Here is a 25,658-nt window from a genome sequence, read left to right on the forward strand (position 1 = left end):
GCGCCCGTGGCGCTGTCCTTATTTCATAGAGTGAAGGCACGGGGAACGACCATGAGCGCTGCAGATCCGAGCGACGGCGCAGCCGCAAGGCTTGCCGAACGACTGCTGGGCATGCGCGCCAACCGGGAAGTCATTCCGGCCGATCCGAACCATTCGGTCCGGTGGCACGAGCATGACTATCCCAGTCCGCTGGCACGCTGGAACTACCATCCCGAATACGAGATCCACCTGATCCGGAAAGGCACCGGAAAATTCATTGTGGGAGACCACATCGGCACGTTTGAGGCCGGTCAGGTGTCCCTGGTGGGAGCGGGGCTGCCACACGACTGGGTCAGCGACCTTGAGCCCGGAGAAGTCCTCCATGGGCGCGATGCCGTGATCCAGTTTGACGGAAAATGGGTCGAGCAAGCAGCTTCGATTGTTCCGGAAATGGCCGAGATCAAACCCCTGCTGGAACAGTCCGCACGCGGGATCGAATTCCTGGGGAAGTCAGCCCGCAGGGCAGCGACATCCATCGAGGCGATGGGTGCCTCCTCCGGATTGGAGCGGCTTCATCACCTCCTGGAACTCTTTGCAATTCTTGCTCAGGCACCGCAGGAGGAACGACGCTACCTTGCCGACGAATGGTTCCGGCCCCAGCTGGATGGCCAGGCAGCGGCCGTGGTGGACATAGTCCTCGAATACGTTTTCAGCAATCATGCCAGCAGCGTCAAGATGTCCGAAGCGGCGGCGCTGGTGGGAATGTCCGAGCCGACGTTCTCGAAATACTTCAAACGTGCCACCGGCCAGAACTTCAGTGGCCTCGTCCGCAAACTCCGTCTGGCCCATGCACGGAGGCTCCTTGAGCGCAGCGACCAAGCCATCTCCGACATCTGCTACGAAGTGGGCTTCTCGAACCTGTCCAATTTCAACCGGCATTTCCTCAACGATGCCGGTGAAACTCCCCGGCACTACCGCCAACGAGTCCAGAGCGGCTGAGCCGCCGCACGGGAGCCTGCGAGATACCGAGCCCTGACGGTCCCGGTGCGGAACTTATCAGTCACACCGTAACTGCCGCCGTCGAGGCCCTAATGACCAGTTCCGGCTCCACCAGCATTGTTCTTAACGGCGCCGACGGATCCTTCATGCGGTCCAGCAGTGCCTTTGCAGCCCCGGCCCCGACCTCCTCGTTGCGGCCGTCGACCGTGGTGAGCCGCAGCAGGTTGGCCGACGCCAAAGGCGAATTGTCGTAACCGATGAGGGACAGGTCCTCGGGTATACGCCGACCCCTGTCGCGGGCGGCGCCGGCTGCACCGAGCGCCATGGTGTCGTTGGCCGCAAAAATTGCTGTGAGCGATGGGTTCTGATCCAGCAGCTTCAGCGATGCCTGGTAGCCATCGGACTCCATTGTGAGTCCTTGGCCCTCCTTGATATGAGGCCGCAGTCCGTTCTCACGCATGGCGGCTTCGTACCCTTGCGCGCGTAAACGGGCGGCGCCTCCGCCGCCGGTGACGTGCCCGATTTCCCTGTGGCCCAGTCCGACCAGGTGCTCGACGGCGAGCCGGCTCCCCACCAGATCGTCATTGGCCACGACGTCGGCCCCCGGAACGGGAATGTCACGGTTGCCGGCGACAACCGCAGGAACGTCGAGAGCCGCGAACATCTCCTCCGATGGTTCGGTTGCGATCACGATGCCATCCACACGCAGTGACATGAGACCATCCACGGGTGTCCGGTCCAGGTGGGCATTGAAGGAGGGATCGGCGACGGCAACGCGGAACCCCAGCGGCGCAAATTGCTCGTGCAGACCTGACAACAGCCCTACGAACCAGAGGTTCCGGTAATCATCAAGGACAACACCAATGGTGCGCGATCTGTTACCGGCCAGCGTCGCGGCAGCGCGATTCGGACGGTAGTTCAGCCGTTCGATAGCCTCCTCAACCGCAGCCCGCCGCGCAGGGGAGACACCAGGCGCACCGCGCAGCACCAAGGAGACCAGAGACTTTGATACCCCGGCCGCGGAGGCCACGTCGTAAATGTTCGGGCGTCTGGCACCGGTTTCCTGCGTCACCCTGCCATTGTCACCCATGACACAGGACATTCGATAGATTGACAGGACAAAGTTCCGGTCCTATCGTGTTTCTGGAGCGCTCCATTTTTGATTCCATACTGTCGTAGCGGCTGAGCCGGGCAACGCCCCGGCTAAGTTTCGAAGGAGAAGTTAATGCCCAAAGATCTCGGCATCGCCGTCATAGGTGCAGGCATGGCCGGCAAGGCTCACGCCGCCGCCTTCCGCACCGCCTCCACGCTCTACAACCCCGTCCTTCCGCCCGTCCGGCTGGTCTCCATCGGTGACGTCAATCCCGAGTTTGGGTCAATCGCAGCACAGCGGTTCGGCTACGAACGCAACGACACGTCGTGGCAGGCCATCGCAGAAGCCGATGATATCGACGTCGTCAGCGTCGTCATCGCCAACTCGCTGCACCGCGAAGTCGTCGAGGGCCTCCTCGCCGCCGGAAAGCACGTGCTCTGCGAGAAGCCGCTGAGCGACACCCTGGAAGATGCCCGGGCAATGGCCGAAGCAGCCCGCAACGCTTCGTCCATTGCCCGGATCGGATTCACCTTCCGCCGCACTCCCGGTATCGCGTACATCCGCGACCTGATACGGAACGGAACCCTCGGCAACGTGCTGCACTTCAGCGGCCGCTACTGGACGGACTACGGCTTCAGCCCCGATGCACCGATGAGCTGGCGCTACAAAGGCGGCCCGGGTTCCGGCGCCCTGGCCGACGTCGGCTCCCACCTGGCGTACGTCGCCGAATTCCTCTGCGGCGACATCCGCTCGATCAGCGGCGGACGCTTCAGCACCGCCATCGGCAAGCGTCCCCTCCCCCTCGGCGCCGTCATGGGACACGACCACGCCGCTGTCAGCGACACCTACGAGGCCGTCGAAAACGACGACTATGCAGCCTTCTCCGCCGAGTTCGACCACGGCTCCGGCGGTTTCGAGGTCTCGCGTGTCGCCGCCGGGCACGCAAACAGCCTCATCTTCGAAGTCTTCTGTGAAAACGGAGCCGCCAGGTTCGACCAGCGCCGCCCGGCTGAAATCGAACTCTTCCTCAACTCCGGCCCCTCATCCCAAAACGGCTACCGCCAGGTCATCCTCGGCCCCGAACACCCCTACCTCGCCGGCGGCCTCGCCATGGACGCCCCCAGCGTCGGCTTCGGCCAGAACGATGCCTTCGGCTACCAGGCCAGAGCCTTCCTCGATGAAGTCGCAGGCCTCGACGAGGCTTCGTCCCTTCCGCGCTGCGCCACTTTCGATGAAGGCGTGCACAACATGGAACTGCTCGGCGCAGTCGCAGAGTCGGCCCTCGGCTCCGGAAAGAAGGTAACCCTGTGAAACTCGGCGTCTACAACGCAGTCCTGCACGACCGTCCGCTCCCCGAAGCCCTGAAAGTCATCGCTGACCTGGGACTGACGGGTATCGAAGTCAATTCTGGCGGGTTCCTGCCCCCGGTTCACATCCCCACCTTCGACCAGATCCTCGAAAGCGACGCAGCGCGCGATGACTACCTCGCCATCTTCGAAGGCACAGGCGTGGCGATCGCCGGGCTGAACTGCAACGGCAATCCCCTGCACCCCAACCGCATCATCGGGGACAAGCACGCCGAAGACATCCGCCGCTCCATCCGCCTCGCCCACCGCCTCGGACAGGACCGGGTGGTCACGATGTCCGGTCTCCCGGGTGGCGAGCCCGGGGCAACCGTGCCGAACTGGATCGTGAACGCCTGGAACTCAGCGGCGCTGGATGTCCTCGACTACCAGTGGGGCGTCGCCGCAGAGTTCTGGAAAGAAACTGACCGGCTTGCCCGCGACCTGGACGTCAAGGTCGCCTTGGAGCTGCACCCCCAGAACCTCGTGTTCAACCCGGCTGACGTGTACAGGCTCGTGGACCTCACCGGAGCCACCCACGTGGGCGTTGAGCTCGACGCCTCACACCTTTTCTGGCAGCAAATGGACCCCGTGGCCGTGATCCGCGAACTCGGCCCCCTGGTGTTCCAGGCAGCGGCAAAGGACGTGCGCGTCAACACCGCAACAGCGGCCGTCTACGGCGTCCTCGACAACCGCTTCCGCCGCCTGTCCCCCGCAGAGAACCGCACCAACCTCGGCGGCGACGAGTGGGCCAACGAATGGCCCAAGCCGGCCGCGTGGGACTTCGTTGCCCTCGGCAAGGGACACGACGTCGCCTATTGGACCGAATTCCTCCGCGCCCTCCACGAGGTGGACCCGGACATGCTTGTCAACATCGAACACGAAGACGTCGAGCTCGGCCGCATCGAAGGCCTCGAAGTCGCAGCCAAGGTTCTGAAGGAGGCTGACTCCGCTCTGAGCATCTCGGCGTAGGAACGTTGGGCCGCCGTCACGGCGGCCTAACGCGGAACGCTCCTCGGCAGTGGGGTGACCAGTCCACGGAGGCGGCGTCATCGCGTCGGGATCAGCTTGATCTTTCGATCCCCAAGATCAAGTTCCGCATAGTCATTCGCCCGATCGTTGACTCCAAAAAACTCGAGCAGTGAATACGCCGGCGCCGATAACTGCTGCCGCGCCGCGGGGGTCAGTTCCTTTCTCACTTTTTAGCATCGAAGTTCTGCCCAAACATTGCAGATATCTGCCGCAAACCTTGATCGGGGCAACGGAATATTGGCACAAAGAGGCAGCTAACCAACGGACTGTGAAAGTGAAGGTAGCCAAAGTGGCCACGACAGCAGAGAAATCGAAGTACCGCTACAGTGACTTTTACTGCTTCATGTCGCTTGCGGACTTCACTGCCTATGTCTCCAAGGATGACGGCGAAGGGGACAGCGGCTTTTCGATCAGCGGCAACGAGCCTTAGCCGATCGGCTGGAGCCCTTCGGCACGTCAACTGCCGCAGTAATTGCTGGCATCACGGGGCCTCGGACCAAGGTTCACCGCTTGTGGTATCGGCAAGCTCGCCAAGGGATTGACGCCGGCGTGCTACAGGGCCATTATTCTCCTAGACGACGGCTGGGGGCGCTAGGCATTTAGGCAAAGGAGCCGCGCCGTGGCCAGCTACAGTTTCACAGCACCAGTCTGCGGGGATTTCCCCACATCCGGTTTGAGCGGAATTCTGAATGCTCAAACACGACGATTCATAGGTCCGGTTCAGCCTGATTGCCGACGACACCATAGACGCCGCCGCAAGTCTGTCCAAGGTCCGGCCCCAGAGTCAGCAGCGTGCCGGTCATGATGGCCGCCGTGCTCCGTTGGGTACTGCAGTTCCGGCTATTGGTCCTCGTTCTGGCAGCGGGAATCCTGGGTTTTGGATTCACAAGTTTGCCAGCCATGTCGGTGGATGCATTCCCGGAATTCGCCCCACCGCAGGTTGAGATTCAGACGGAAGCCCTGGGGTTGTCTGCTGCCGAGGTTGAGCAGCTGATCACCTCCCCCATGGAGGCCGACTTGCTGAACGGTGTGGCCTGGGTGGAGGCAATCCGGTCCAAGTCGGTTCCGGGTCTTTCCTCGATCCAAATGGTCTTCCAGCCCGGGACCGACATCTTCAGGGCGCGTCAGCTCGTCGCGGAGCGTTTAACCCAAGCGCGGGCCCTGCCGAACGTCTCGGCGGCTCCTGTCCTGATGCAGCCACTGTCATCCACTAGCCGTGTCATGATGGTTCGTCTCACGTCTAAGCAGATGTCTGCCATCGAGATGTCCGTCCTGGCCCGGTGGACGATGAAGCCCGGGCTCCTGGCCGTACCCGGGGTTGCAAACGTCTCCATCTGGGGCCTGCGCGACCAGCAGTTGCAGGTCCTGGTGGATCCCGAGAAGCTTCAGGCCAAGGGCGTGACACTCGACCAAGTGATCCGGACCACCGGTAACTCCGTGTGGGTGTCCCCTTTAACCTTCCTGGAAGCTTCGACACCGGGCACAGGCGGTTTCCTGGAGACGGGGCACCAGCGCCTCGGAGTCCAGCATGTCCTGCCCATAACGACTCCCTTGGACCTGGGGAAAGTCAGTCTCCAGGGCCCGTCCGGAAAACTGCTTCTTGGGGATGTCGCCCGGGTCGAGACGGATCATCAACCGTTGATCGGTGACGCGGAGCCTGGCCAGGATGCCGAACTTCTGCTGGTGATCGAGAAGTTCCCGGAAACGAACACGATGGACGTCACCCGCGGCGTCGATGAGACACTGCACGCACTCCAGCCCGGTTTGCCCGGCGTTACGATCGACACCACAGTGTACCGGCAGGCTTCATTTATCCAGGAGGAGGTCGGCACCCTCGGCGTCGCGCTATTGATCACGCTAGTGCTGATAGCTGCAATGTTTGGCGCGTTCTTCCGATCCTGGCGCACAGCGCTCATCAGCCTGATCACTATTCCAGTGTCACTGACCGCCGCGGCTCTGCTGCTCTCCCTGCGCGGCGCCGGGTTGAACACTATGGTCCTGGCCGGCATGATCCTCGCCTTGGCGGTCATTGTGGGAGATATCGCTGAAGACCTTAGTGGCACCATCCAGGCCTACCGGATGTCCGGTGGAGCCGATGCCGGAGAAGCGCGTGACGCCTTGGTGGCAGGTTCATTGCAGGCAGTTCGCACGCCTCTGCTCTACTCGTTGTTGATTATGGTACTGAGTGTCATCCCGGCGCTCTTTGTGCCAGGCGAGAACGGTGCGATGTTCGGACCCCTTGTCCTTTCCTATCTGCTCGCTCTGGCGGTCGCCATGGTGTTGGCGCTGACTGTTACCGCTGCACTGGTGTTCGTCCTGCCGATCGGCTCCTCCCCGAGACGGGAAGGGCCGGCGATGAAGCGTCTTCGTATTCGGTACGGCCGTCTTCTGTCGCGAGGGGCGGGCAAAACCGGGTGGGTGTTCGTAGCTGCCGCGGTGATTGCTGTGGCGGGGCTTGCACTAGCCCCGCAGCTGGCCTCGAACCAGCCTGTGGTGCCGGTGCTCGCGGACAAGACACTGGTGGTTCAGTGGAACGCTTTGTCGGGCACATCGGACCAGGAAATGAGCCGGATCACTGAGACGGCCGTGCGTGAACTCAGGGCGCTGCCTGGAGTCTCAAACGTCGGAGCAGAGGTCGGACGGGCTATTACTTCAGACCAGGTGGGGGACGTCGGTTCCGGGGAACTTTGGGTGACGGTGGCTCCGGACGCGTCCTACCGTGACACGGCAGACACGGTCCAGAAGATTGTCGAGGGGTATCCGGGTCTTACGGCCAAAGTCTCGACCTACACCCAGCAGAAAATTGACCAGATCCGGGAAGCCGCTGATTCCGGCTTCGCGGTCCGGGTGTACGGGGTGGACATAACTACCATCCGTCAGAAGGCAGAGGAGGTGCGGCAGATCCTCGCGCGCACCGCTGGTGTAGTGAATCCGCATATCGACGCCCCCAACGAACAGCCAATCGTCGAGGTCAAGGTTGATCTTGCCGCAGCACAGAAGGCGGGCGTGATACCCGGGGAAGTGCGACGTGCGGCTGCCGCTTTGCTTCAGGGCATCGACGTGGGCAACGTCTATGAACAGCAGAAGGTCTTCTCTGTAGTGGTGAAAGGAACGCCGTCGACCCGGAACAGCCTGACGAGCGTCCGCGAGCTGCTGATCGATACCCCCAAGGGCGGACATGTGCGTCTGGGCGACGTAGCCAAGGTCAGTGTTGTGGGAAACGAAGCGGTGATACTCCACGACGGCACGTCCCGGCGCGTAGACGTGAAGGCTGACATTCAGGGGCGCGGGTTGAATGACGTGCAACAGGACATTAACAGGAGCTTGCAGCAGATCCAGTTCCCGCTGTCCTACCATGCCGAGATCCTCACCCAGTACGAACAGCAGCAAAACAATTTCCGTTGGCTGGGGCTGCTGGCGGCAATCGCTGCCTTCGGCATCCTGGTCCTGCTCCAGACAGCTCTGGGAGGGTGGCGGCTCGCAGCTGCTGTCTTCCTGGGACTGATCGTTTCCCTCTCCGGAGGCGTCCTTGCGGCCTTCGCTGCCGGCGGGATCAACTCCTTGATTTCGCTCGTCGCATTCTCGGCAGTCCTCGGAATTGCGGCCCGGAGCTCTCTTCTTCTCGCAGCCAGGGTCCGACAACTTCAGTCCGGGCGCGAGACCGCCACGGGGGCTGAACTGGTCGTCCGGGCAGCGCGGGACCGGCTACGGCCGACCCTCGGGTCTGCCTTGATGACGGGTCTGGCTGTCCTTCCGCTGGTTCTGTTCGGTGGTACGACCGGCGCGGAGATCATGCTGCCGCTAGCCGTCATCATCTGGGGCGGGCTGCTGACAACGACGCTCTTCGTTCTCTTTGTCCTGCCCGCCGTGCTGCTACGCTTCGCGCCTGATCGCGCAGTGAGCCGCCGGATCAACGGCAACCCCCTGTCGAGGCCTGAAAGCCGGAATGCATCATGAGTCCATTAAATGCTCCTCGTGAGCGCAGCCTTTTCGTTCTGATCATCTTGGTCCTCGTGGCATTATGTTTGCCGGGCTGCAGCCAGCCGCCGGTGGAGACTGCGACCGGGGACGCCGCTGCGCGCCTGGAAACTGTGCCGGGAACAGACCTCAGCAAGGTCACTCTGACTGAGCAAGCCGTCAGGAACATCGGGCTGGAGACGAGCACGGTGAGTGCCGACCCGAAGAGCAAGAAGCTCAGTGTCCCCTACGAGGCGATCCTGTATGACAGCCAGGGAAAGACCTGGGTCTACACGAATCCCGAGCCCCTGGTCTACGTTCGCGGCTCCGTGACCGTCGAGCGCATCGACGGGCAGATCGCCCGGCTGGCTGACGGCCCGGCGCCCGGCACTACCGTAGTCACCTTGGGAGCCGAGGAACTGTTCGGCGCAGAGTTGGATACGGCCCACTAGCATGAGGTGGATCATAGGAATCAGCCTCAAATTCAGGACAATAGTCGTTGCCTTGGCCAGCGTCATCATGCTGCTGGGTTCCCTCCAGCTAAGCGGAGCGTCCATAGATGTCTTTCCTGAATTCGCGCCTCCACGTGTCGAAATTCAGACTGCCTGCCTGGGTTTGACCGCGCAAGAAGTTGAAGAACTGGTCAGCGTGCCCATCGAGGCCTCCCTCAGCGGCATGCCCGGCCTGGACGAACTGCGGTCGAAATCCGTGCCCCAGCTGTCCTCGATTCTGCTGGTCTTCAAACAGGGCACCGACCTGCTCAACGCGCGCCAACTGGTAGCCGAGCGCATGGCCGCGGTGACCTCAGCGCTGCCGACATGGGCCGCCCCCCCGGTAATGCTGCAGCCGCTTTCTTCGACGAGCCGCGTCATGAAAATCGGCATGACCTCCTCCAGCCGGTCCTTGATCGAAATGTCCATGCTCTCTTACTGGGACATCCGGGCGCGGATACTCCGGGTCCCGGGCGTAGCCAACGTCGCCATCTGGGGCGAACGACTCCAGATGCTCCAGGTCCAGGTCCAACCGGAGCGGCTCAAGGCCGAAAAAGTCACTCTCAACCAAGTCATGGAAGTCACTGCGGGGGCCGTGGACGCGGGGCTGCTCCAATACTCCCCCGGGAAATTCATCGGGACGGGCGGCTTCGTCGGCACCCCAAATCAGCGGATGAGCGTCCGGCATGTCCAGCCGATCACCAGCCCCGCTGATCTGGCCCGGATCACCATCCGCGAGAAGGACGGCGTCGCGCTGCACCTGAGTGATGTTGCCCGGGTCGTCGAAGATCACCAGCCGCTTATCGGTGACGCCGTCATCAACAACGGCCACGGACTCATGCTCATCGTCGAAAAGCTTCCCTGGGGGAACACCCTGGATGTGACCAAGGGAGTCGAGGAAGCCCTTCACGAGCTCCAACCAGGCATGAGCGGCATCAGCTTTGACACCACCATCTTCCGGCCGGCGAGCTTTATCGAGGAGGCTATTTCCAACCTCAGCCTCGCCCTGCTCCTTGGCTGTCTGTTGGTGGTGATGATTCTCAGCGCGTTCCTCTTCCAATGGCGCACCGCCCTGATCAGCCTTGTCGCCATTCCCCTCTCCTTGCTGACGGCGGCACTCGTCCTCTACTTCACAGCCAGTGCGATCAACACCATGGTCCTCGCCGGGCTGGTCATCGCCGTCGGAGTTGTCGTCGACGACGCGATCATCGACGTCGAAAACATCATGCGCCGGCTACGACAGCACCGCGCCCGCGGCAGCGACGAACCAACGGCTTCCGTGGTCCTGAAAGCCTCGCTTGAAATGCGCAGTCCCATTGTCTACGCAACCTTGATCATTGTTGTGGCTTCCCTACCCATCTTCTTCCTGAACGGACTGACCGGCGTCTTCTTCAGGCCGCTGGCCGTCTCCTACACACTCGCGGTCCTGGCTTCAATGCTGGTCGCGCTGACTGTCACCCCGGCGCTGGCCCTGATTCTGTTGGGCAGGGCCAAACTAGAGGAGCGCGAACCGCCGCTGGTCCGCGTACTCAAGCGCGGATACCACACGGTCCTGTCCCGGATCATGAACCGGCCCCGCTACGGCTATGCGGGTTTCGGTGCCCTGGCGCTCACGGGACTGGCGATCGCTCCCTTGCTGGGCCAGTCCTTGTTCCCCACATTCAAGGAACGGGACTTCCTGATGCACTGGGTCGCCGAGCCCGGCACCTCGGTGGCAGAGGAATACCGGATCGCTCAAAGGGGCTGCGATGCATTGCTTAAAGTACCCGGGGTGCTTAATTGTGGATCACACATTGGACAGGCATTCCAGGCAGACGAAATAGTCGGCGTCAACGCCGGTGAAAACTGGATCAGCATCGACCGCCACGCCGACTATGAAAAGACGGTTGCAGCAGTCCAAGAAGTTGTTGACGGTTACCCTGGCCTTCACCGTGACGTGCAGACATATCTGAAGGAGAGAATCGAAGAGGTCATCACCGGCGCCAGCGAACCCATCCTCGTCCGTGTCTATGGCGATGACCTCAACGTGCTGCGCGAACAAGCCCAAAAGATCAAGGAGCTGATGGACGGAATTCAGGGAACCGACGAACCCCATGTCTCCCTGGAAGTCGAAGTTCCGCAGATTACCGTCAAGGTAAATCTCGAAGCAGCCAAGAAGTACGGCCTGAAACCCGGCGACGTCAGACGCGCGGCCGCGACCCTCGTAGCCGGAGAGGAAGTCGGCGACGTCTTCCGGGATGGCAGGGCCTACGACGTCCAGGTCTGGAGCACCCCCGAAACCCGCGCCAGCGTCACCAGCATTCAGGACCTCCCGATCGATACACCTGCCGGGTCGCACGTCCGACTGGCCGACGTCGCAGCGGTCAGCGTGCAGCCGACCCCGAACCTCATCGACCGCACCAACGGATCCCGCCGGGTCGAGGTCGGATCATTCATCGACAGCGGAGCAGACCTGGGACAGGTCGTCACCCAGTTGCAGGACCGCCTGCAGGGCCTTGACCTGCCGGCCGGCTACAGCATCCAGCTGCTCGGTGAATACACTGAACGACAGGCGGCCACCGAACGACTGACGATTTTCGCCATCGCCGCGATCCTGCTGATCCTCCTGTTTCTGCAGACCTCCTTCCGGAGCTGGCGGCTGGCCGTACTCGCCCTTCTGACCCTTCCAATAGCGCTCGTCGGCGGAGTGTTCGCCGCATACTTCACGGGCGGTGTCCTCTCACTCGGATCGCTCGTTGGCTTCCTTACCGTGATGGGCATCGCAGCGCGAAACGGCATCCTGCTCATCAGCCACTGCCAGCATCTGGAACGGAACGAGGGCGAAGCATTCAGCCGGGCGCTCGTGCTGCGCGGCGCAGGAGAAAGACTCTCACCGATCCTCATGACCACCCTCGCCACCGGGTTGGCACTGGTGCCCCTGGTCGTCATGGGCAACATCCCCGGCCACGAAATCGAACATCCCATGGCCGTCGTCATCCTTGGCGGCCTCCTTACCTCCACCCTCCTCAACCTGTTCATCGTTCCATCCCTTTATCTCCGCTTCGCCAAGGCACGGCCAAGCCACGGTGGCACCCGGCGGGACGGAACGAAGGTGTCGGCGCTGCCCTTCCTGAGGTCCCGACGCGTAGCTACTGTCGGTGTGGAGAATCCAGATCAACCCGGCACGTCCGGTTAGTGCATCCCGGCGTACGGAGTGGTCAACTCAGACCACTCCGGACGCGGGAGCGAACTCCCAGTCATGGATTTAACTCATGTCCCTGCAGGAAAAAGCGGCCGGTACACCGGTGGGAAGGCGTTCGCGGGCAGGGGGTCATGCTTGGGCGGGTCAGCGGTGATTGGGTCGTTGGTCCGCAAATTAGCCACCGCGTACTGAAACATCATGTCGTGGTCCTCGTGTACCAGGTTGTGGCAGTGGATCATGTACCGCCCTCCCTCCTGCGCGGTGGCGTCGAACTGCATCAGCGTGGTGATGGACTCGTTCTCGCCGGCGTAGAAGACGTCCTTGGGGCCGCCTTCCCAGGCGAAGGGTTTGCCGCCGTTGGTGTTGCGGGCGATGATTTTGGCGTCAATCAGATGGATGTGTACCGGGTGGAACCATCCTCCGGATTGGTTAATGATGGTCCATTGCTCGACGGCGAAGGGCTGCGGGTTGCCGAACAACTTGGTGAATCCGGACCTTTCCACGTCGTCCCACAGGACCCCGTTGATGCTCCACTGGCCGTTCTGGCGCTCGAACCTGAGCTGCCTCTTCACCGTGGCCATCTGCGGGGTCAGGCTCATCGTGTCGATGCCGCCCCGGGACGCGGTGGGTGACCCCCCGCCGTCGAGCCTCGACGGGATGGACGAGATGGACCCTGCCCGGGAGCCCGAATCGGCCACCACCTGGAACCGCATGATCTTGCCCGTGTTGGCAAAGTCGATGTTGTTCTTGTTGCTGAGGTTGCGCAGGTCAACCGTCTGCCCGGGCCTGTACTTGCGGAAGTCGATCAGGATTTCGGTGCGCTCCGCAGTACCCATTCGCCATGACGCAACGGCCTGGACCACCGGCGTCATGCCGGCATCGGTGGCAACGATGTGGACGGGTTCACCGTTGGAGAGGGTCGGCCGGTAGGAGCGTGAGATCGATGCGTCGAGCACGCGGAAACGGTAAATGCGCGGCTTGACCTTCATGGTCGGCCACGGCACCCCGTTGACCAGGATTACGTCACCCCACAGCCCCGTTTGGCCGTTGTCGTTGTACCCGAGCGAGCCGTCCGACTGGAACAGTGCGTCGGAAAGCATCAGCGGCACGTCGAACTCACCTTGCGGCAGCTGCGCCCGCTCAAAACGGTCCGTCAGCGGGTAGAACGCGGCCAGTCCTGAATACACATTCTGGGCAGTGATGTGGTGCTTGTGGTCGTGGTACCAAAGCGTGCGGGCCGCCTGCCTGTTGGGATAGTGGTAATTCTTGAAGAAACCGGGAACGGTGATGTCATTCGCATAGCCGTCGTACTGGGGCAGGGAAGCCGAGCCGTGCAGGTGCGTGGAGGTGCTGAATGTCCCCGGTTGGAGCAGCCCCTGCTGCGGGAACGCATTGCGGATCCGCACCTCGATCCGGGTGCCCTGCTTGGCCCGGATGGTGGGACCCGGGAAGATTCCGTTGTACCCGGCCACAGTGCTGGTGAGGCCCGGCAGCATGTGAGCCTGTCCGAGCTTCTGGGTGAGAGCGTAGCGCTCGAAAGGTCGCTTGGGGTCGCCGCCGTCGAAGCCCCGCTGAAAAGGCACGAGCTCGGGCGGCCGCCGGAAGGTTGCCCTATACGGGACTGGCGTGTTCTGCGGTGCGAGCTGGCTCCGGTTGATATCCTGTGTGGTCGCCGCCGGCTCAGCCCCGCCAGCCGACGCTGCCCCGGTCATGGCCGCAGCGCCCACCACCCCCAGCCTCAGTACTTCCCTGCGAGACGTCATCGTCTCCTCCAGACATTGGGATTATATGTCTTGACATACAGCGGGCCCGCGACCGAAAGCCACGAGTCTGCCTTCCCCCTGGAGGTGCAGAGACCTGAGTTGCAACGACTCAAGTGTTCGCCGGACACGTTGGGAAAAGCATGGAAGCGTTGGCGTTCGTGACTGCGCGTCAACCCAAATGAGGCGTTGACGAACCGGCACGGCAGCATCCATGTGGGCACGGGACGGAGAGTGTCGCTGCCTCCGCGCCTGATGCCCGCACCCGCCAGGGATGGTGGCTGGTTGCGTGACGCCACCCGGAGTTAAGATCAGGCATGGTCCCTGTGACGAATCTGCTGGCCTTTGCCGTTGTCGCCGCGCTGCTGATTGCCGTCCCCGGCCCGAGTGTCCTGTTTGTCATTGGACGGTCGCTTGCTTTGGGTAGGCGCGGCGGCCTGCTCAGCGTCCTGGGCAACGCCGCCGGTGAACTTCTGCAGGTCGCAACCGTGGCGCTGGGCCTCGGCGTGGTGCTGGCGCAGTCGCTGGTCCTTTTCACGGTCATCAAATTGGCCGGAGCTGCATACCTCGTTTACCTCGGCATCCAAGCGGTCAGGAAACGCCGGGGACGGTCGGCCGGGCCGGATCCATTACGTTCCGCCTCCACCCGGCGAATCCTTCGGGAAGGCTTCCTCGTGGGAGCCACCAACCCCAAATCGGTCGTGTTCTTCGTCGCGGTACTCCCTCAGTTCGTGGACCATGCCGCGGGCGCCATCCCGCTCCAGCTCGCCATGCTCGGCGCCACGTTCCTGGCGATCGCCCTCGTCTCGGACAGCATCTGGGCCGTCGCCGCCGGCACGGCCAGGCAATGGTTCGCGCGCTCGCCGCGCCGAATCGCCGCGGTCAGCACTACCGGCGGAGTGATCATGATCGGCCTCGGGGGCACCCTGGCCCTGACCGGCACCAAGGGATAGCTCCGACCCCAGAACCCGCCGAGTGGTCCGGGCTTCACCTTGGTACCGCGCGGACCTCACCTCGAGGGTTTGAGCACCATCGCCGAGCCGCCCCCGCGCCTAACGGGCTCAGCCGCGGCGACCATTCTCCCGTCGGGTTTGAATTCGATGGCGGTCGCCGCGCCGATCTCTGCTGCCGAGGTGAACGCGTCACCAGACTTTGTGAGCTGATGACCGTAGGGTTTCAGCTGCTTTCCGTAGGCGGTGATGAACTGCGGCTCGGCCGTAACCTGGGCCGTGTTCCGCTGCGAGGCGCGCGGTGCCGCGATGGCCCCGGCGATGCTCATGTGCAGATCAACCCTGTTCAGGATGGTCTGAAGGACCGTAGTGATGATCGTCGATCCGCCGGGCGAGCCGAGCGCGAGGAATGGCTCGCCGTCCTCGAGGATGATGGTCGGGGACATCGAAGAGCGAGGACGCTTTCCCGCCTCAATCCGGTTCGGGTCCTTCGGGTCATACACGGTCGAGAAGTCGGTCAGCTCGTTGTTGAGCAGGAATCCGCGTCCGGGCACCACGATCCCGGACCCGCCGGTCTGCTCGATCGTGAGGGTGTACTCGACCACGTTGCCCCACTTGTCGGCGACCGTCATGTTGGTTGTCGAGATGTTCTCGGTGTCCTTATCGTCAGCGAGGGCCGCGGCGGCAGCCGGGCACACGCCGTCGTACGTGGACACGTCACCTGCCGCGACGGGCTTCGCGGCCGCTTTCTTCGGGTTGATCCGGCACGCGCGCTCCTTGCCGAAAAGCGGGTCAGTGAGGGCGGCAGTAGGAACGTCGGTAAACGCCGGGTCCCCCACATACTTGCCGCGGTCCGCGAAGGCGAGTGCACTCGCCTCGAGATAGTGGTGGAGGGCGTCGGGCGTGGACATCCCCGCAAGGTTGAAGGGCTCCAGGATGTTCAGCGCCTCGCCGACCGTCGTGCCTCCGCTGCTCGACGGCGCCATGCCGTAGACGTCCAGGTCGCGGTATTCCACGTGCGTGGGCGCCTGGTCTAGGGCGCGGTAGGCTGCGAGATCCGCCGTCGTCATGTGGCCGGCCGGGATGGGCAGCTTCGTGGCCGCCGTCTTCGGCGGAGCCTGCACTGTGGCCGCGATTTCCGCGGCGAGCGGGCCGCGGTAGAAGCCCCGCATCCCCTTGTCCGCGAGGAACCGGTACGTCCGGGCGAGGTCGGGGTTCTTGAAGACACTGCCGACGGCGGGCGCGTCGCCGCCGGGGAGGAAGAGGCTGCGCGTCGAGGTGAACGCGTTGAAGCGGAGCTTGTTGTCGAGAGTCTGCTGGCGGAACGTGTCGTCGACGACGAAGCCGCGGGTCGCGACCTTGATGGCGGGCTTGAGGGCATCGTCCAGGTCCAAAGTGCCCCAGCGGTCGAGTGCGCGCTCCCACGTGGCCGGTGTGCCGGGGACGCCGACAGAGACGCCACTCGTGACGAGTTCGGGCGTGAAATTGTAGGGCTTGCCGGTCTTGGGGTCGATGAACGCGTTGTGCGGCATCGCTGCCGGTGCGGTCTCGCGGCCGTCAATCGTGCCCACACGGCCGGTCTTGGCGTTGTAGAACACGAAGTAGCCGCCCCCGCCGATCCCGGCGCTGTAGGGCTCGGTCACGCCAAGCGTCGCGGCGGCTGCGACGGCGGCGTCCGCCGCGTTGCCGCCCTCGCGGAGGACCTCGATCGCCGCGGCAGATGCCTCCGGGTCCACGGTGCTCACCGCGCCGCCGTACCCGGTGGCGGTCGCGGTCTTGTCGGTCTGCCGCGGATCGGCGAACGCGGGGCTGGTGACGGCGCCGCTTGTCACTGTCATTGCCAAGGCCGCCGTGAGGGCAGCCAGTCGACGGCTCACATAGGGCATGGTGTCTCCCAAGTCAGGGTGATGCGAGTTGACGGTACTGCAACGCTACTCCGCCGGGGAGTGACACTCAACACCGCGGTGGGCCGCGGAACTGGCAACTTCCGAGGTTCTACGACGGCGGGGATTCCGCTGTCGACGCGCTGGTCGAGTCTGCGGACTGGTCGGCCTGGGGATGCTGCTGACGGCTCGCCAGCAGGAACGGCACCGCGATCAACTCGACAACGCCGCCGATCGCCAACGAGGCGGCGTAGCCGTACACATCTGCCGCCCGGCCGAGCAGCGGCTGCACCACCACGCCGCCGCTTGATCCCATGAGCGAGTCGAAGCTAAGTACCGTTGCCCGCTGCTTCGAGGCGATCATGTCGTTCAGGTAGGCCTGCCGCACCGGCGTGCCCGCCGAGGCGACCACAGCCCAAAGTGCCAACAGCGCCAGGGCGACCCAGAACACCTGGGTGAACCCGAGCACGACCAGAATCAATGCGCCAAGGATGCTGCTCAGAATCAGAACGGTCGTGCGTTTGCGCACGAGGCGGCGGATGTGGGGCGCCATCCAACCGCCTAGTACCTGCCCTCCAGCCACGATTGCCGCCGCCAGACCCGCCACGGAGTACGCGTGCGGGTCGCCGAAGAGCTCAAGCAGGAACGGCTGGAGGGCGTAGAACACGTAGATACCGACGCCGGCGCTGAACGGCGCGGCCAGCATCACGTAACGCACTGGGGGATTCTTTAGACCGCTTTCAATCGAGGCGGAGAGCACGGCACGGGTGGCCTGGAGAGGATGGGTCGAGCGTTCGGGCGTGAACCCGATATCGTGCATGAGCCAAAAGGCCACGGCGAACATGGCCGCCAGCACCCCCACGCGCAGCAGAAACGGCACGCCCAGGTTGGTGGCCTGCGCGATCACACCGCCTGCCACCGAACCGGCGAGCATCGCGACCCCCGACACCATCTGCCCGCGCCCAAGCACCGTCTCCAGCCCGCCTTCGTACCCTGAGAAGCGCAACGCGTCGACGAGCCAGGCCTCGACCGCACCCGAAAAGAACGTGAAGCCCAGGCCTAGCAGGACCGACACCACAGCCCACCACCAGAATGGGGCGGAGACCTGCCAGAGCAGGTAGTACAGGTAGGTCGAGATGGCCAGTGTCACCGTGCCGAGCAGGAATGAAACGCGTCGCCCCCACCCATCGGCAACCACGCCGGTGGGCACCTCGAACAGCACCATGCCAGCTGTGAAAAAGGCGTTGGCGGCAAAGGCTTCGAGGTTGCTAAGTCCTGCATCCAGCAGGAAAAGCGTGTTGATTCCCCAGATGAAGGAGGCCGCAAGGGTGTTGCCCAGCGTCAGCGTGAGGTAGACGCGCTGAGTCTTGCGGGCGCCGGCGTTCATCGCGTCGCCGTCCCCGCCAGGACGAGGGGGGAGCACGAATCCATTCTCGTCTCGATTGTCGGAGCCCGCCAGAGCGGATGCAAGCGCAGGGGCGATGGTGGTGCTCGTCCAGTCCAAGGCCTCGGTCCTAGCCGAGTCGGTCCTCGACGCCGCCGCAGCTGTCCGGATAGTGGCTGTCGAAGCGATCTCGCGCGATGCGTCCCAGCCTTTCGACGGTGTGCCAGCTGACGACCGCGAGCAGCAGGGTCAGCAGGATCGCCGACACAGCCACCAACGGCGGGAGGTTGGCTGTCGATCCGCCATTGAGCCAGAGAATGACGACATAGTTCCACAGGTACGCGGCGTAGGAAACTGTGCCCAGCCCTTGCAATGCGCGCGTCCACGTCGGCATCGCACGGGTACGGGAGGCGGCCAGCACCACGAGGACGGCCGCGCCGGCCATGGCCAGCGGGCCCCCGACGAAGAAGAAGGCTGGCGTTTCGTTGGCCTTGGAGAAGAACATCAGCAGCGCCAGGACAAGGACCGCGACGGGCAGGGCCGCCAGCCTGAGCCTGCGGCCGGAGAACCAGCGAAAGACATGCACCCTGTACAGGCGCAGCGCCGAACCAACGATAAGCCCGAGACCCCACGTCGTCGGCAGCGCGTAGACCAAGGAGTGAAGCTGCGGAGCCAGGACCAGCATCGCCAGCACACTCGCCGTCATGACGGAAACGACGACGGCGGCAGACCAGCCAATCAGCCGGCCCTGGCGGTTACGCCGCAGGGCGAACACCAGCAGAGCCGGCCAGACCAGATAGAACTGTTCTTCCACGGCCAGCGTCCAAAGCGGTCCGATGGCCATGCTGACATCGAAGGGCAGCGGTAAGTCCTTGAGATAGCCGAAACCGGTGAGGAGGGTATAGCCGATGATTCCTTTGGACCGGTCCCCAAGCACGTCTGCCGTGAGTTCCACGATGGCGTAGACGCTCAGGAAGGCTATGAGCGCCGGCAACAGGCGGAAGGCCCGGTGTGCGTAAAAGCGGCCGTAACGGATTTTGCGATGCCGTTCGACATCCCTGACCAGCACGCCCGTGATCAGGTAGCCGCTCAGCACGAAGAAGACAATGACACCGACGATGCCGGCACCTTCAAACACACCGGGCCACGAGTGTCCAAACAGAACGGCACCAACTGCGGCACCGCGAAGAACGTCCAGGCCCTCCAGCCTCGGGCGCTCTGCACCTCGCTGGGTGGCCGCCGCGGCCGTTCCTCCACGTAGCAACGTCATATAACCTCCGGAGCCTCTAGCCTGCCGGTTCCACCTTCAGCCGGACCGAGGCACCATCCGACCCTGTCTCCTGACGTGACTGTGATTGAAGACGCCAGTCCCGCGCCTCTTCCAAGTATCCCCGATGTCGCTGGACGAACCCTGACCCCCGTCAAGTCATCGACTATGGCTGCGCACGCAGCGGTCTTCGGTGGAGTCCAAGGCGGCCGTCGTCGCCACGTAAGAACCCTGCGCCTAGCGCTGGAAGGCTTCCTTAACGTCCGGCGGCGTCTTTTCCTGAATGACCCAGCGGTTGCCATCAGGGTCACTGAAGAACGCGAAGGCGATACCGCCCATGTCCTGAACGTCGCTGATTACCGCTCCCCGCCGGAGTAGCTCAGCCCGTGTCGATTCCATATCGGCGACCACGAGCTGCAGGCCTTCCAGGCTGCCTGCGGCCATGCTGGTCATTCCCGTGCCGATGACTATGGACGTGGCGGAGCCGGGTGGCGTGAGCTGGACAACCCTGATGCCGGGTATGTATTCAACATCGTGGTCCAGGGCGAAACCGAGCTGGTCTGTGTAGAACGACTTAGCTTTGTCCACGTCAGTAACCGGTACTTGTACGACCTCGAGGCTCATCTCCATGAGCCTCACAGTACCCGAGACTGCCACGCAGGGGCGATGATCACGCGGCGGGAACTGTCGGCAGGGCGGCCTCCAAGGTTTACCGGTTATCTCTAGGTTCCTCCCACCAGACTCTCAGTATCTGGTCGGGAAGCGCACCCCATGAACTGATCGACCAGGCGCCGGGCCCTCCGTCCTCTGCAGGGGCCCGGCGGTTCCATCACCTATTGGAGAGTCGGCATGGAGCACAAACGGGAGACCTACTCCTTTTCACTCGGACCAGGGAGCGAATGCCCGTCGGGAACGTTCGTCCTGGACGTGTCCACCGGGCGCTGCGACTGGACTGACGGCCTGTATGCCATCCACGGCTACACGCGCGGGGAGATTGTCCCCACCGTCGAGCTGGCCCTGGCGCACACACATGCGGAGGACCGCGAGCCTGTCCGCCGGCTGATCTCGGACATCTCTTCCTACGGCGGTCAGGGCGCGACCTTCCACCGGATCCTCGACAGCACGGGGAACGAGCACCGTGTTCTCACCGTGGCACAAGCATATGAAGGCCGTGAGCCGATCACGCCGATTCACGGAGTCACGATCGACCTGACCAGGTCGGTGGATGCGGAAGCAGGACGTGCAGCCAGCGCAGCTGTCGCCGGCGCCTACGCCAGCAGGGCTGTCATAGAACAGGCGAAAGGAATCATCATGGGCCTGCTGGACGTCCAGTCGGACAAGGCCTTCTCCATCCTTGCGACCCGAAGCCAGCACACCAACACCAAGCTCGCCGCCGTCGCATCCGAACTCACCCAAGCCGCCGGCCACGGAGCTCTGCTGCGGACACTGCGTCGGTGGGGCATCCCGTCGTAGATGGAAAGCCCCACCGCCCGTCGATGACCACGTCTCACTGAAAGGACCGGCATCTTCTCGGCCACTGCGATCCAGCTGCCCGCCATGCCACCCAGCCTGGCGCGGGTCCTTGGATGCCGGGTCCGGTGCAACTGGGGGGAGTGCGCCGGACCCGGCTGTTCTGGGGTTCTCCGGTCGCGGTACCTTCAACTCCAGGACACTCACAGTCTTACGGGTGCATCTTGGGATAAGCGCGGAGCCGAGCACGGAGGGTGGTCTCGGTACTGCCCCGAATGGAGGGGATGACTCCAAGGTTCATCTAGGGGGGTCCGACCGTGTGGCGTATGCGTTGGCCTGCTCCCTCACTTGGCGCACGTAGGCATCCGACTGGTTGTAAGAGAGGACGGCGTCTGTCCAGCCTTGGCCGGTGGTGAGGTCACGGCCGCCGGCGCAGAGGTACGAAGCGGCAGTCAGGGCGGCGTCGTCGATGTTCAGGGGGTCGGCTTCGCCGTCTCCGTTCCCGTCGCGCCCTGCCAGCTGCCAGGTGGAGGGAATGAACTGCATCGGTCCGACGGCATGGTCCCAGAGAGCGTCGCCGTCCAGGACGCCGGCGTCTGTGTCGGCGATGGCGGCGAAACCATCGCCGTTGAGGCTGGGACCAATAATGGGCCGGCTCGCCTGCCCGGTGGTCGTCAAACGTCCGCCTCCGTGACTTCCGTGCGCGGACTCGACGAATCCGATGGCTGCCACCGTATTCCAGCCGATCCCGCACGTCGGGGCAGTGGTGTTGGCACCGCTGGCGGCAGCCGCATAGGCCTGAAGGGCCCGGGCCGGTATTCCGGTTTCCGCCGCAGTCCGGGCGAGCCACTGGGCGTCAATCGTGCTCTTGGTGATGTTGACGGCAGGAGTGCTGTTCGTGGACAGCACCTCGAGTTTCGCCTCTGATTGTGGCGGTGCGGGCTGTGCCTGGGCGGTCTCCCCGCCGAACACGCGGAGCGCCCAGAAGGAGAATCCGGAAGCGAGGCAGAATGCGAAAACGCTGAAAACTGCAAGTCGCTTCAGACGGAGCACGGGCTACCCATACCGGAGTGCTGAAGACCGCGCCGGCAGCCCGATCCGCGGCATTGCCTAGCCTTCACATTCGGTGCAGTAAGCGTGGCCGTCCTTCTCGCGTGCGATTTGGGAGCGGTGCCGGACCAGGAAACAGGAGTAGCAGGTGAATTCGTCCTGCGCCTGGGGTACGACTTGGACGACCAGTTCCTCGGCGACGAACTCTCCGCCCGGGGTGACGGCGTCGTCCAAGGCGTCAGCCTCGTCCAGCTCGCGGACGACGCTGCGGGCGTCCGGGGCGTTCGCGGACTGAAGCGCCTCCAGGGAGTTGTCCTGAGATTCTTTGACGTCGGATCGTACTTCGTCGTAATCGGTTGCCACTTGGTTCATTCTCTTCTCTGACGTTCTTGTCTGACGGGAATGCAACTTACACCATTTCACCGGCATTCCCCTGTCACGACGGCAGATGGGTGTGTGGCTGAGGCTCAGGAAGTCCCACCAATTCCCTGCCCGAGAAGTCCGTCGTGCGCGCCAGTCAGGCGCGGCGCGGCAGCCACGCGGTCACGAATCCGCCGCGGGAGCGATCATGGCTGCCGTCGCTCGCGAGCCCGTCTGGGGTCGTGAGCGAGATAGCGCGGCCGTAGCGCGCGCACAGCTCCGGGATCGGATGTTCCCTGCACTCCCAGCCGGCTGCTTCGAGCAACCGGACCGGATCAGGCGGATTCGCCCGTGCCAGCAGTTCGCTCATCGGCAGGCCGGTCTGGGCGCTGAACTCGCGCAGCTTCGCTTCCACTTCTTCGGTGGCCGGCAGGGGGACGGCCCGCTCGATCACCGCCCGTGAGCCCGACGGCGATAACGCCGCCACTTCTTGCAGCGTCGCTAGCTGGGCGTCGGCGCTCAGGTACGGCAGCAGGCCCTCGATGATCCAGGTGGTCGGCTGCTGTCGGTCATAGCCGGCGGTGAGGAGAGCATTTTCCCAAGGCTGGGCCAGGTCGGTGGGCACCGTGATCAGGTGGCAGGCCGGTTTGGCGGACAGCCCTTCCATCACGGCGGCTTTGAACTCGAGGACGTTGGCGTGGTCGAGTTCCAGAACCCGCGAGCCGGGTGGCCACTTGAGCCGGTAGACGCGGGTGTCCAGTCCCGCGCCGAGGATCACGGTCTGGAGGTCTTGAGGCTCCGACTGGAGAAAGTCGTCGATGAAGCGGGTCCGCAGCCCGATGTAGGTGGAAGCAAGCAGGAGCGGCTGCTGCAGTGCAGGGGCAGCCGTCGGGTCTGCAGGCCACACCGTGGGCAGGTCCAGGTTCGACCGGGCACCGGCCACGAGAGCAGCAGCAAAAGGATCGGCAGCAAGTGCATCCGGCCGGGTCGTCTCGACAGCGCGGCCGGCGGCAACGGCAAGAGCCGTCATGGGCAGCCCTTCACCTTCAAGACCTGTCAATTGTTCAGCCTCCCCCGTCAGGAAGCCATCGTCGCATGCGCGCCGGCGTGGATCGTGCCATCAACCCCCTCAGGACCAACGTGGCGTTCTCTGTCGCGGCCCCAGGGACTCAGAACGCGGGGGCTCCGGGTTCGCCGAGCGGATACTCGCGCTGGATCTCGGCGACCTTCGGATCGTCCTCGTCGGCGCCGTAATCTGAGCTCCGGGTGATGTCCTTCCCGTCAGGGAGCTTCATCGCGCGGAAGGCCAGAGACAGGACCGCGGCAACAATAAGGTTTATGGCAAACGCCACGACAGCGATGTAGACCTGCAAGTCGGTGCCGGGGATCGCCGCGATTGAGCCGCCAAAATTCGCTTTCGTGACGGGGTTGACCACGTTGTAGGCCGCTACAGTGCCGTAGATGATGCCGGCTGCCCAGCCGCCGAAAAGCGCCCACCGGTGGAACCAGCGGGTATAAAGGCCTGCCACGATCGCCGGGAAGGTCTGCAGGATCCAGATACCGCCGAGGAGCTGCATATTGATGGCCGCCGACTGGTCCATGGCAATGACGAAAATCAGTGCGCCGAATTTCACCACAAGCGATGCGATCTTGGAGACCTTCGCTTCCTGCCGGGGTTTGGCGTCGGGCCTGATCAGGTCGCGGTAAATGTTACGCGTGAACAGGTTCGCCGCGGCTATTGACATGATCGCCGCCGGGACCAGAGCACCGATGGCGATGGCGGCCAGGGCAATGCCGGCAAACCAGTCCGGGAAGTGATCCAAAAACAGCTGCGGCACTACCAGTTGCGGGTTGACGGCGCCGTTCAAGTCGATGGGCTTAGTGCCGGCGTAGATAGCCGCATAGCCCAGCAGCGCCAGGAACCCCAGCATCAACGAGTACAGCGGCAGTACCGCCGCATTCTTACGGATCGTATTCCTGCTCTTCGTCGCCAGGACGCCCGTGATCGAGTGCGGGTACATGAACAGCGCCAACGCCGAGCCCAGAGCCAGCGTCCAGTATGCGGAGTAACTGCCCGCGCCCGGAATGAAAACTCCAGCGGGTTTACCCGTGGCCGGGTTGACCGCACCGAGTTTCGCCTCAGCGGCGTCGAAGATGGTTCCCCACCCGCCGAACTTGATCGGCAGGTAGATTACCGCAACGATCACCGCCAGATAGATCAGCAGATCCTTCACAACGGCGATCAGGGCCGGAGCCCGCAGGCCCGACGTGTACGTATAGGCGGCCAGGACCACGAACGCGATGATCAGCGGCAGGTCCGTCAGCAGCACGTTCTCCGCACTACCGAGACCCAGCACGGTGAGCACGGCCTTTATGCCGACTAGCTGCAGCGCGATGTAAGGCATGGTCGCGACGATGCCGGTGACCGCCACGGCGACGGTTAGCGCCTTGCTGCCATAGCGGCCGCCAACGAAGTCGGCCGGCGTGACGAACCCATGCCGGTGCGAGACGGACCACAACCGGCTCATCAGGAGGAACACGATCGGGTACAGAACGATCGTGTACGGCACCGCGAAGAAACCGCTTACGGCTCCGGTGGCCCACATTGCAGCCGGAACGGCCACAAAAGTGTAGGCCGTATACAGGTCGCCGCCGAGCAGGAACCAGGTCACCCACGTTCCAAAACCGCGGCCCCCGAGGCCCCACTCGTCCAGGCTGTGCAGCCCTGTCGCTTCTTCCCGCCGCCACCGCGCAGCAACGAACCCCAAGGCCGCCACCACGACGAAGAGAATGATGACAATGGTGAGTGCAACGCCGTTAATGGGCCGGTCCCCAACCGCCAACGGCACGCTGGCCCCGATCATGGCTCCTCCTCGGCGGTGGTCATGCCGCGCGCCGATTCGCGACGGCGGCGATCCTCCTTGCTAACCAGCCAGTAGGAGATCCCCACTAGGCACGCGGTGACCGGAATCCACGACATCTGGTACCAGTAGAAGAACGGCATACCGCCCAAGCGCGGCTCATCGACGGAATACGCAGGAACAAACAACGGAACCACAACGGCGATAGCCAACAGAATTCCGGAGATGATGTATGGACCGTATCTTGCCGGCGCTCGCGTTGGCACATCAGGACTGGACATCGACGCCTCCTCATCGAGACGGGCCCCCGGAGCGGGAAGGCTTCCCCGGGACATGCCGGCGGCCTGTGGACCGCGTGTCGCAACGGTCTTTACAAACAGGATAGACACCGGATTTATTCTCCGACAGGGCAAATGCGCCCCGTGTTTAGTGGCGGTTCTGGAGGAGTCTGTTTAGAAATCAAAGCTTTGACCACGTGGCGATGGCAGCGGCTTGCGGCTTCCGCCCGGATGAGTAGATTTGCTTAACGCAGGGTGTCCACGCGTTCGACTGCACTGGAGGCGACGATGTCTGGCGATGGCACCGTCCTGGTTGTGGG

At 63.5% G+C, this 25,658-nt stretch carries 20 protein-coding genes; 9 read left to right on the plus strand and 11 right to left on the minus strand.

What is annotated here, in order from left to right; all coding sequences use genetic code 11:
- The first annotated feature begins 51 nt into the window (after positions 1-51).
- Positions 52-978: an AraC family transcriptional regulator gene (locus AC1D14_RS12920; RefSeq protein WP_476968604.1), complete on the plus strand. Its 927-nt coding sequence runs from the start codon at positions 52-54 to the stop codon at positions 976-978.
- Between the two features lie 61 nt (positions 979-1,039).
- Here AC1D14_RS12920 and AC1D14_RS12925 read toward each other — a convergent pair whose 3' ends face one another.
- Positions 1,040-2,050: a LacI family DNA-binding transcriptional regulator gene (locus AC1D14_RS12925; RefSeq protein WP_230117270.1), complete on the minus strand. Its 1,011-nt coding sequence runs from the start codon at positions 2,048-2,050 to the stop codon at positions 1,040-1,042.
- 153 nt (positions 2,051-2,203) lie between these two features.
- On the opposite strand from AC1D14_RS12925, the gene AC1D14_RS12930 reads away from it, so the two are divergent.
- From AC1D14_RS12930 to AC1D14_RS12955, 6 genes are all read left to right on the plus strand, one after another.
- On the plus strand, positions 2,204-3,382 hold the full coding sequence (locus AC1D14_RS12930) for a Gfo/Idh/MocA family protein (protein ID WP_476881796.1): 1,179 nt from the start codon (positions 2,204-2,206) through the stop codon (positions 3,380-3,382).
- On the plus strand, positions 3,379-4,386 hold the full coding sequence (locus AC1D14_RS12935) for a sugar phosphate isomerase/epimerase family protein (RefSeq protein WP_476881795.1): 1,008 nt from the start codon (positions 3,379-3,381) through the stop codon (positions 4,384-4,386). The genes AC1D14_RS12930 and AC1D14_RS12935 overlap by 4 nt, the downstream gene beginning before the upstream one ends.
- Before the next feature lie 349 nt (positions 4,387-4,735).
- The gene (locus tag AC1D14_RS12940; RefSeq protein ID WP_230117273.1) at positions 4,736-4,876 is read left to right on the plus strand and encodes a hypothetical protein; all 141 of its coding nucleotides are present in this window, start codon (positions 4,736-4,738) and stop codon (positions 4,874-4,876) included.
- Positions 4,877-5,250: 374 nt separating this feature from the next.
- Positions 5,251-8,403 (plus strand): efflux RND transporter permease subunit, encoded by a 3,153-nt coding sequence (locus tag AC1D14_RS12945; RefSeq protein WP_476968622.1) that lies wholly within the window; start codon positions 5,251-5,253, stop codon positions 8,401-8,403.
- A gap of 92 nt (positions 8,404-8,495) precedes the next feature.
- Positions 8,496-8,855 carry a hypothetical protein gene (locus AC1D14_RS12950; RefSeq protein WP_476881794.1) on the plus strand — a complete coding sequence of 120 codons (360 nt, stop codon included), beginning with the start codon at positions 8,496-8,498 and terminating at the stop codon, positions 8,853-8,855.
- A gap of 1 nt (position 8,856) precedes the next feature.
- The gene (locus AC1D14_RS12955) at positions 8,857-12,069 is read left to right on the plus strand and encodes an efflux RND transporter permease subunit (RefSeq protein WP_290369709.1); all 3,213 of its coding nucleotides are present in this window, start codon (positions 8,857-8,859) and stop codon (positions 12,067-12,069) included.
- Positions 12,070-12,143: 74 nt separating this feature from the next.
- On the opposite strand, the gene AC1D14_RS12960 is transcribed toward AC1D14_RS12955, so the two are convergent.
- Complete coding sequence (locus AC1D14_RS12960) at positions 12,144-13,838, minus strand: multicopper oxidase family protein (RefSeq protein ID WP_476881793.1); 1,695 nt, start codon at positions 13,836-13,838, stop codon at positions 12,144-12,146.
- Between the two features lie 314 nt (positions 13,839-14,152).
- Between AC1D14_RS12960 and AC1D14_RS12965 the strand changes: the two genes are divergently transcribed.
- Entirely contained in the window at positions 14,153-14,788 is a 636-nt protein-coding gene (locus AC1D14_RS12965) for a LysE family translocator (protein ID WP_476968605.1), read from the plus strand.
- Positions 14,789-14,844: 56 nt separating this feature from the next.
- Here AC1D14_RS12965 and ggt read toward each other — a convergent pair whose 3' ends face one another.
- From ggt to AC1D14_RS12985, 4 genes are all read right to left on the minus strand, one after another.
- On the minus strand, positions 14,845-16,671 hold the full coding sequence (gene ggt / locus AC1D14_RS12970; protein WP_476881791.1) for a gamma-glutamyltransferase: 1,827 nt from the start codon (positions 16,669-16,671) through the stop codon (positions 14,845-14,847).
- A gap of 109 nt (positions 16,672-16,780) precedes the next feature.
- Positions 16,781-18,055 (minus strand): MFS transporter, encoded by a 1,275-nt coding sequence (locus AC1D14_RS12975; protein ID WP_230117321.1) that lies wholly within the window; start codon positions 18,053-18,055, stop codon positions 16,781-16,783.
- A 127-nt stretch (positions 18,056-18,182) separates the two neighbouring features.
- On the minus strand, positions 18,183-19,322 hold the full coding sequence (locus AC1D14_RS12980; protein ID WP_476968606.1) for an acyltransferase family protein: 1,140 nt from the start codon (positions 19,320-19,322) through the stop codon (positions 18,183-18,185).
- A gap of 234 nt (positions 19,323-19,556) precedes the next feature.
- On the minus strand, positions 19,557-19,949 hold the full coding sequence (locus AC1D14_RS12985; RefSeq protein ID WP_230117279.1) for a VOC family protein: 393 nt from the start codon (positions 19,947-19,949) through the stop codon (positions 19,557-19,559).
- A gap of 219 nt (positions 19,950-20,168) precedes the next feature.
- On the opposite strand from AC1D14_RS12985, the gene AC1D14_RS12990 reads away from it, so the two are divergent.
- Positions 20,169-20,792 (plus strand): PAS and ANTAR domain-containing protein, encoded by a 624-nt coding sequence (locus AC1D14_RS12990; RefSeq protein ID WP_230117280.1) that lies wholly within the window; start codon positions 20,169-20,171, stop codon positions 20,790-20,792.
- Between the two features lie 294 nt (positions 20,793-21,086).
- Here AC1D14_RS12990 and AC1D14_RS12995 read toward each other — a convergent pair whose 3' ends face one another.
- The 5 genes from AC1D14_RS12995 to AC1D14_RS13015 form a co-directional block, all read right to left on the minus strand.
- Positions 21,087-21,842: a lytic transglycosylase domain-containing protein gene (locus AC1D14_RS12995; protein WP_230117281.1), complete on the minus strand. Its 756-nt coding sequence runs from the start codon at positions 21,840-21,842 to the stop codon at positions 21,087-21,089.
- 57 nt (positions 21,843-21,899) lie between these two features.
- Positions 21,900-22,202, minus strand: a complete 303-nt coding sequence (locus AC1D14_RS13000; RefSeq protein ID WP_230117282.1) for a DUF4193 domain-containing protein — start codon at positions 22,200-22,202, stop codon at positions 21,900-21,902.
- Positions 22,203-22,356: 154 nt separating this feature from the next.
- Positions 22,357-23,259 (minus strand): SAM-dependent methyltransferase, encoded by a 903-nt coding sequence (locus AC1D14_RS13005; RefSeq protein WP_476968607.1) that lies wholly within the window; start codon positions 23,257-23,259, stop codon positions 22,357-22,359.
- A 109-nt stretch (positions 23,260-23,368) separates the two neighbouring features.
- Positions 23,369-25,063: a monocarboxylate uptake permease MctP gene (gene mctP, locus AC1D14_RS13010; protein WP_230117284.1), complete on the minus strand. Its 1,695-nt coding sequence runs from the start codon at positions 25,061-25,063 to the stop codon at positions 23,369-23,371.
- A complete protein-coding gene (locus AC1D14_RS13015; RefSeq protein WP_476881789.1) occupies positions 25,060-25,341 on the minus strand; it encodes a DUF3311 domain-containing protein in 282 nt (93 codons plus the stop codon). The genes mctP and AC1D14_RS13015 overlap by 4 nt, the downstream gene beginning before the upstream one ends.
- Positions 25,342-25,658 lie beyond the last annotated feature (317 nt).

This window comes from Arthrobacter sp. P1_B11 (assembly GCF_056406715.1).

Excerpts from the sequence above, each read along its gene's own strand:
- AC1D14_RS12920 (WP_476968604.1), top strand. The coding sequence starts at position 52 with ATGAGCGCTGCAGATCCGAGCGACGGCGCAGCCGCAAGGCTTGCCGAA.
- AC1D14_RS12930 (WP_476881796.1), top strand. The coding sequence starts at position 2,204 with ATGCCCAAAGATCTCGGCATCGCCGTCATAGGTGCAGGCATGGCCGGC.
- AC1D14_RS12945 (WP_476968622.1), top strand. The coding sequence starts at position 5,251 with ATGGCCGCCGTGCTCCGTTGGGTACTGCAGTTCCGGCTATTGGTCCTC.
- AC1D14_RS12955 (WP_290369709.1), top strand. The coding sequence starts at position 8,857 with ATGAGGTGGATCATAGGAATCAGCCTCAAATTCAGGACAATAGTCGTT.
- AC1D14_RS12960 (WP_476881793.1), bottom strand. The coding sequence starts at position 13,838 with ATGACGTCTCGCAGGGAAGTACTGAGGCTGGGGGTGGTGGGCGCTGCG.
- AC1D14_RS12965 (WP_476968605.1), top strand. The coding sequence starts at position 14,153 with ATGGTCCCTGTGACGAATCTGCTGGCCTTTGCCGTTGTCGCCGCGCTG.
- ggt (WP_476881791.1), bottom strand. The coding sequence starts at position 16,671 with ATGCCCTATGTGAGCCGTCGACTGGCTGCCCTCACGGCGGCCTTGGCA.
- AC1D14_RS12975 (WP_230117321.1), bottom strand. The coding sequence starts at position 18,055 with ATGAACGCCGGCGCCCGCAAGACTCAGCGCGTCTACCTCACGCTGACG.
- AC1D14_RS12980 (WP_476968606.1), bottom strand. The coding sequence starts at position 19,322 with ATGACGTTGCTACGTGGAGGAACGGCCGCGGCGGCCACCCAGCGAGGT.
- AC1D14_RS12985 (WP_230117279.1), bottom strand. The coding sequence starts at position 19,949 with ATGGAGATGAGCCTCGAGGTCGTACAAGTACCGGTTACTGACGTGGAC.
- AC1D14_RS12990 (WP_230117280.1), top strand. The coding sequence starts at position 20,169 with ATGGAGCACAAACGGGAGACCTACTCCTTTTCACTCGGACCAGGGAGC.
- mctP (WP_230117284.1), bottom strand. The coding sequence starts at position 25,063 with ATGATCGGGGCCAGCGTGCCGTTGGCGGTTGGGGACCGGCCCATTAAC.
- AC1D14_RS13015 (WP_476881789.1), bottom strand. The coding sequence starts at position 25,341 with ATGTCCAGTCCTGATGTGCCAACGCGAGCGCCGGCAAGATACGGTCCA.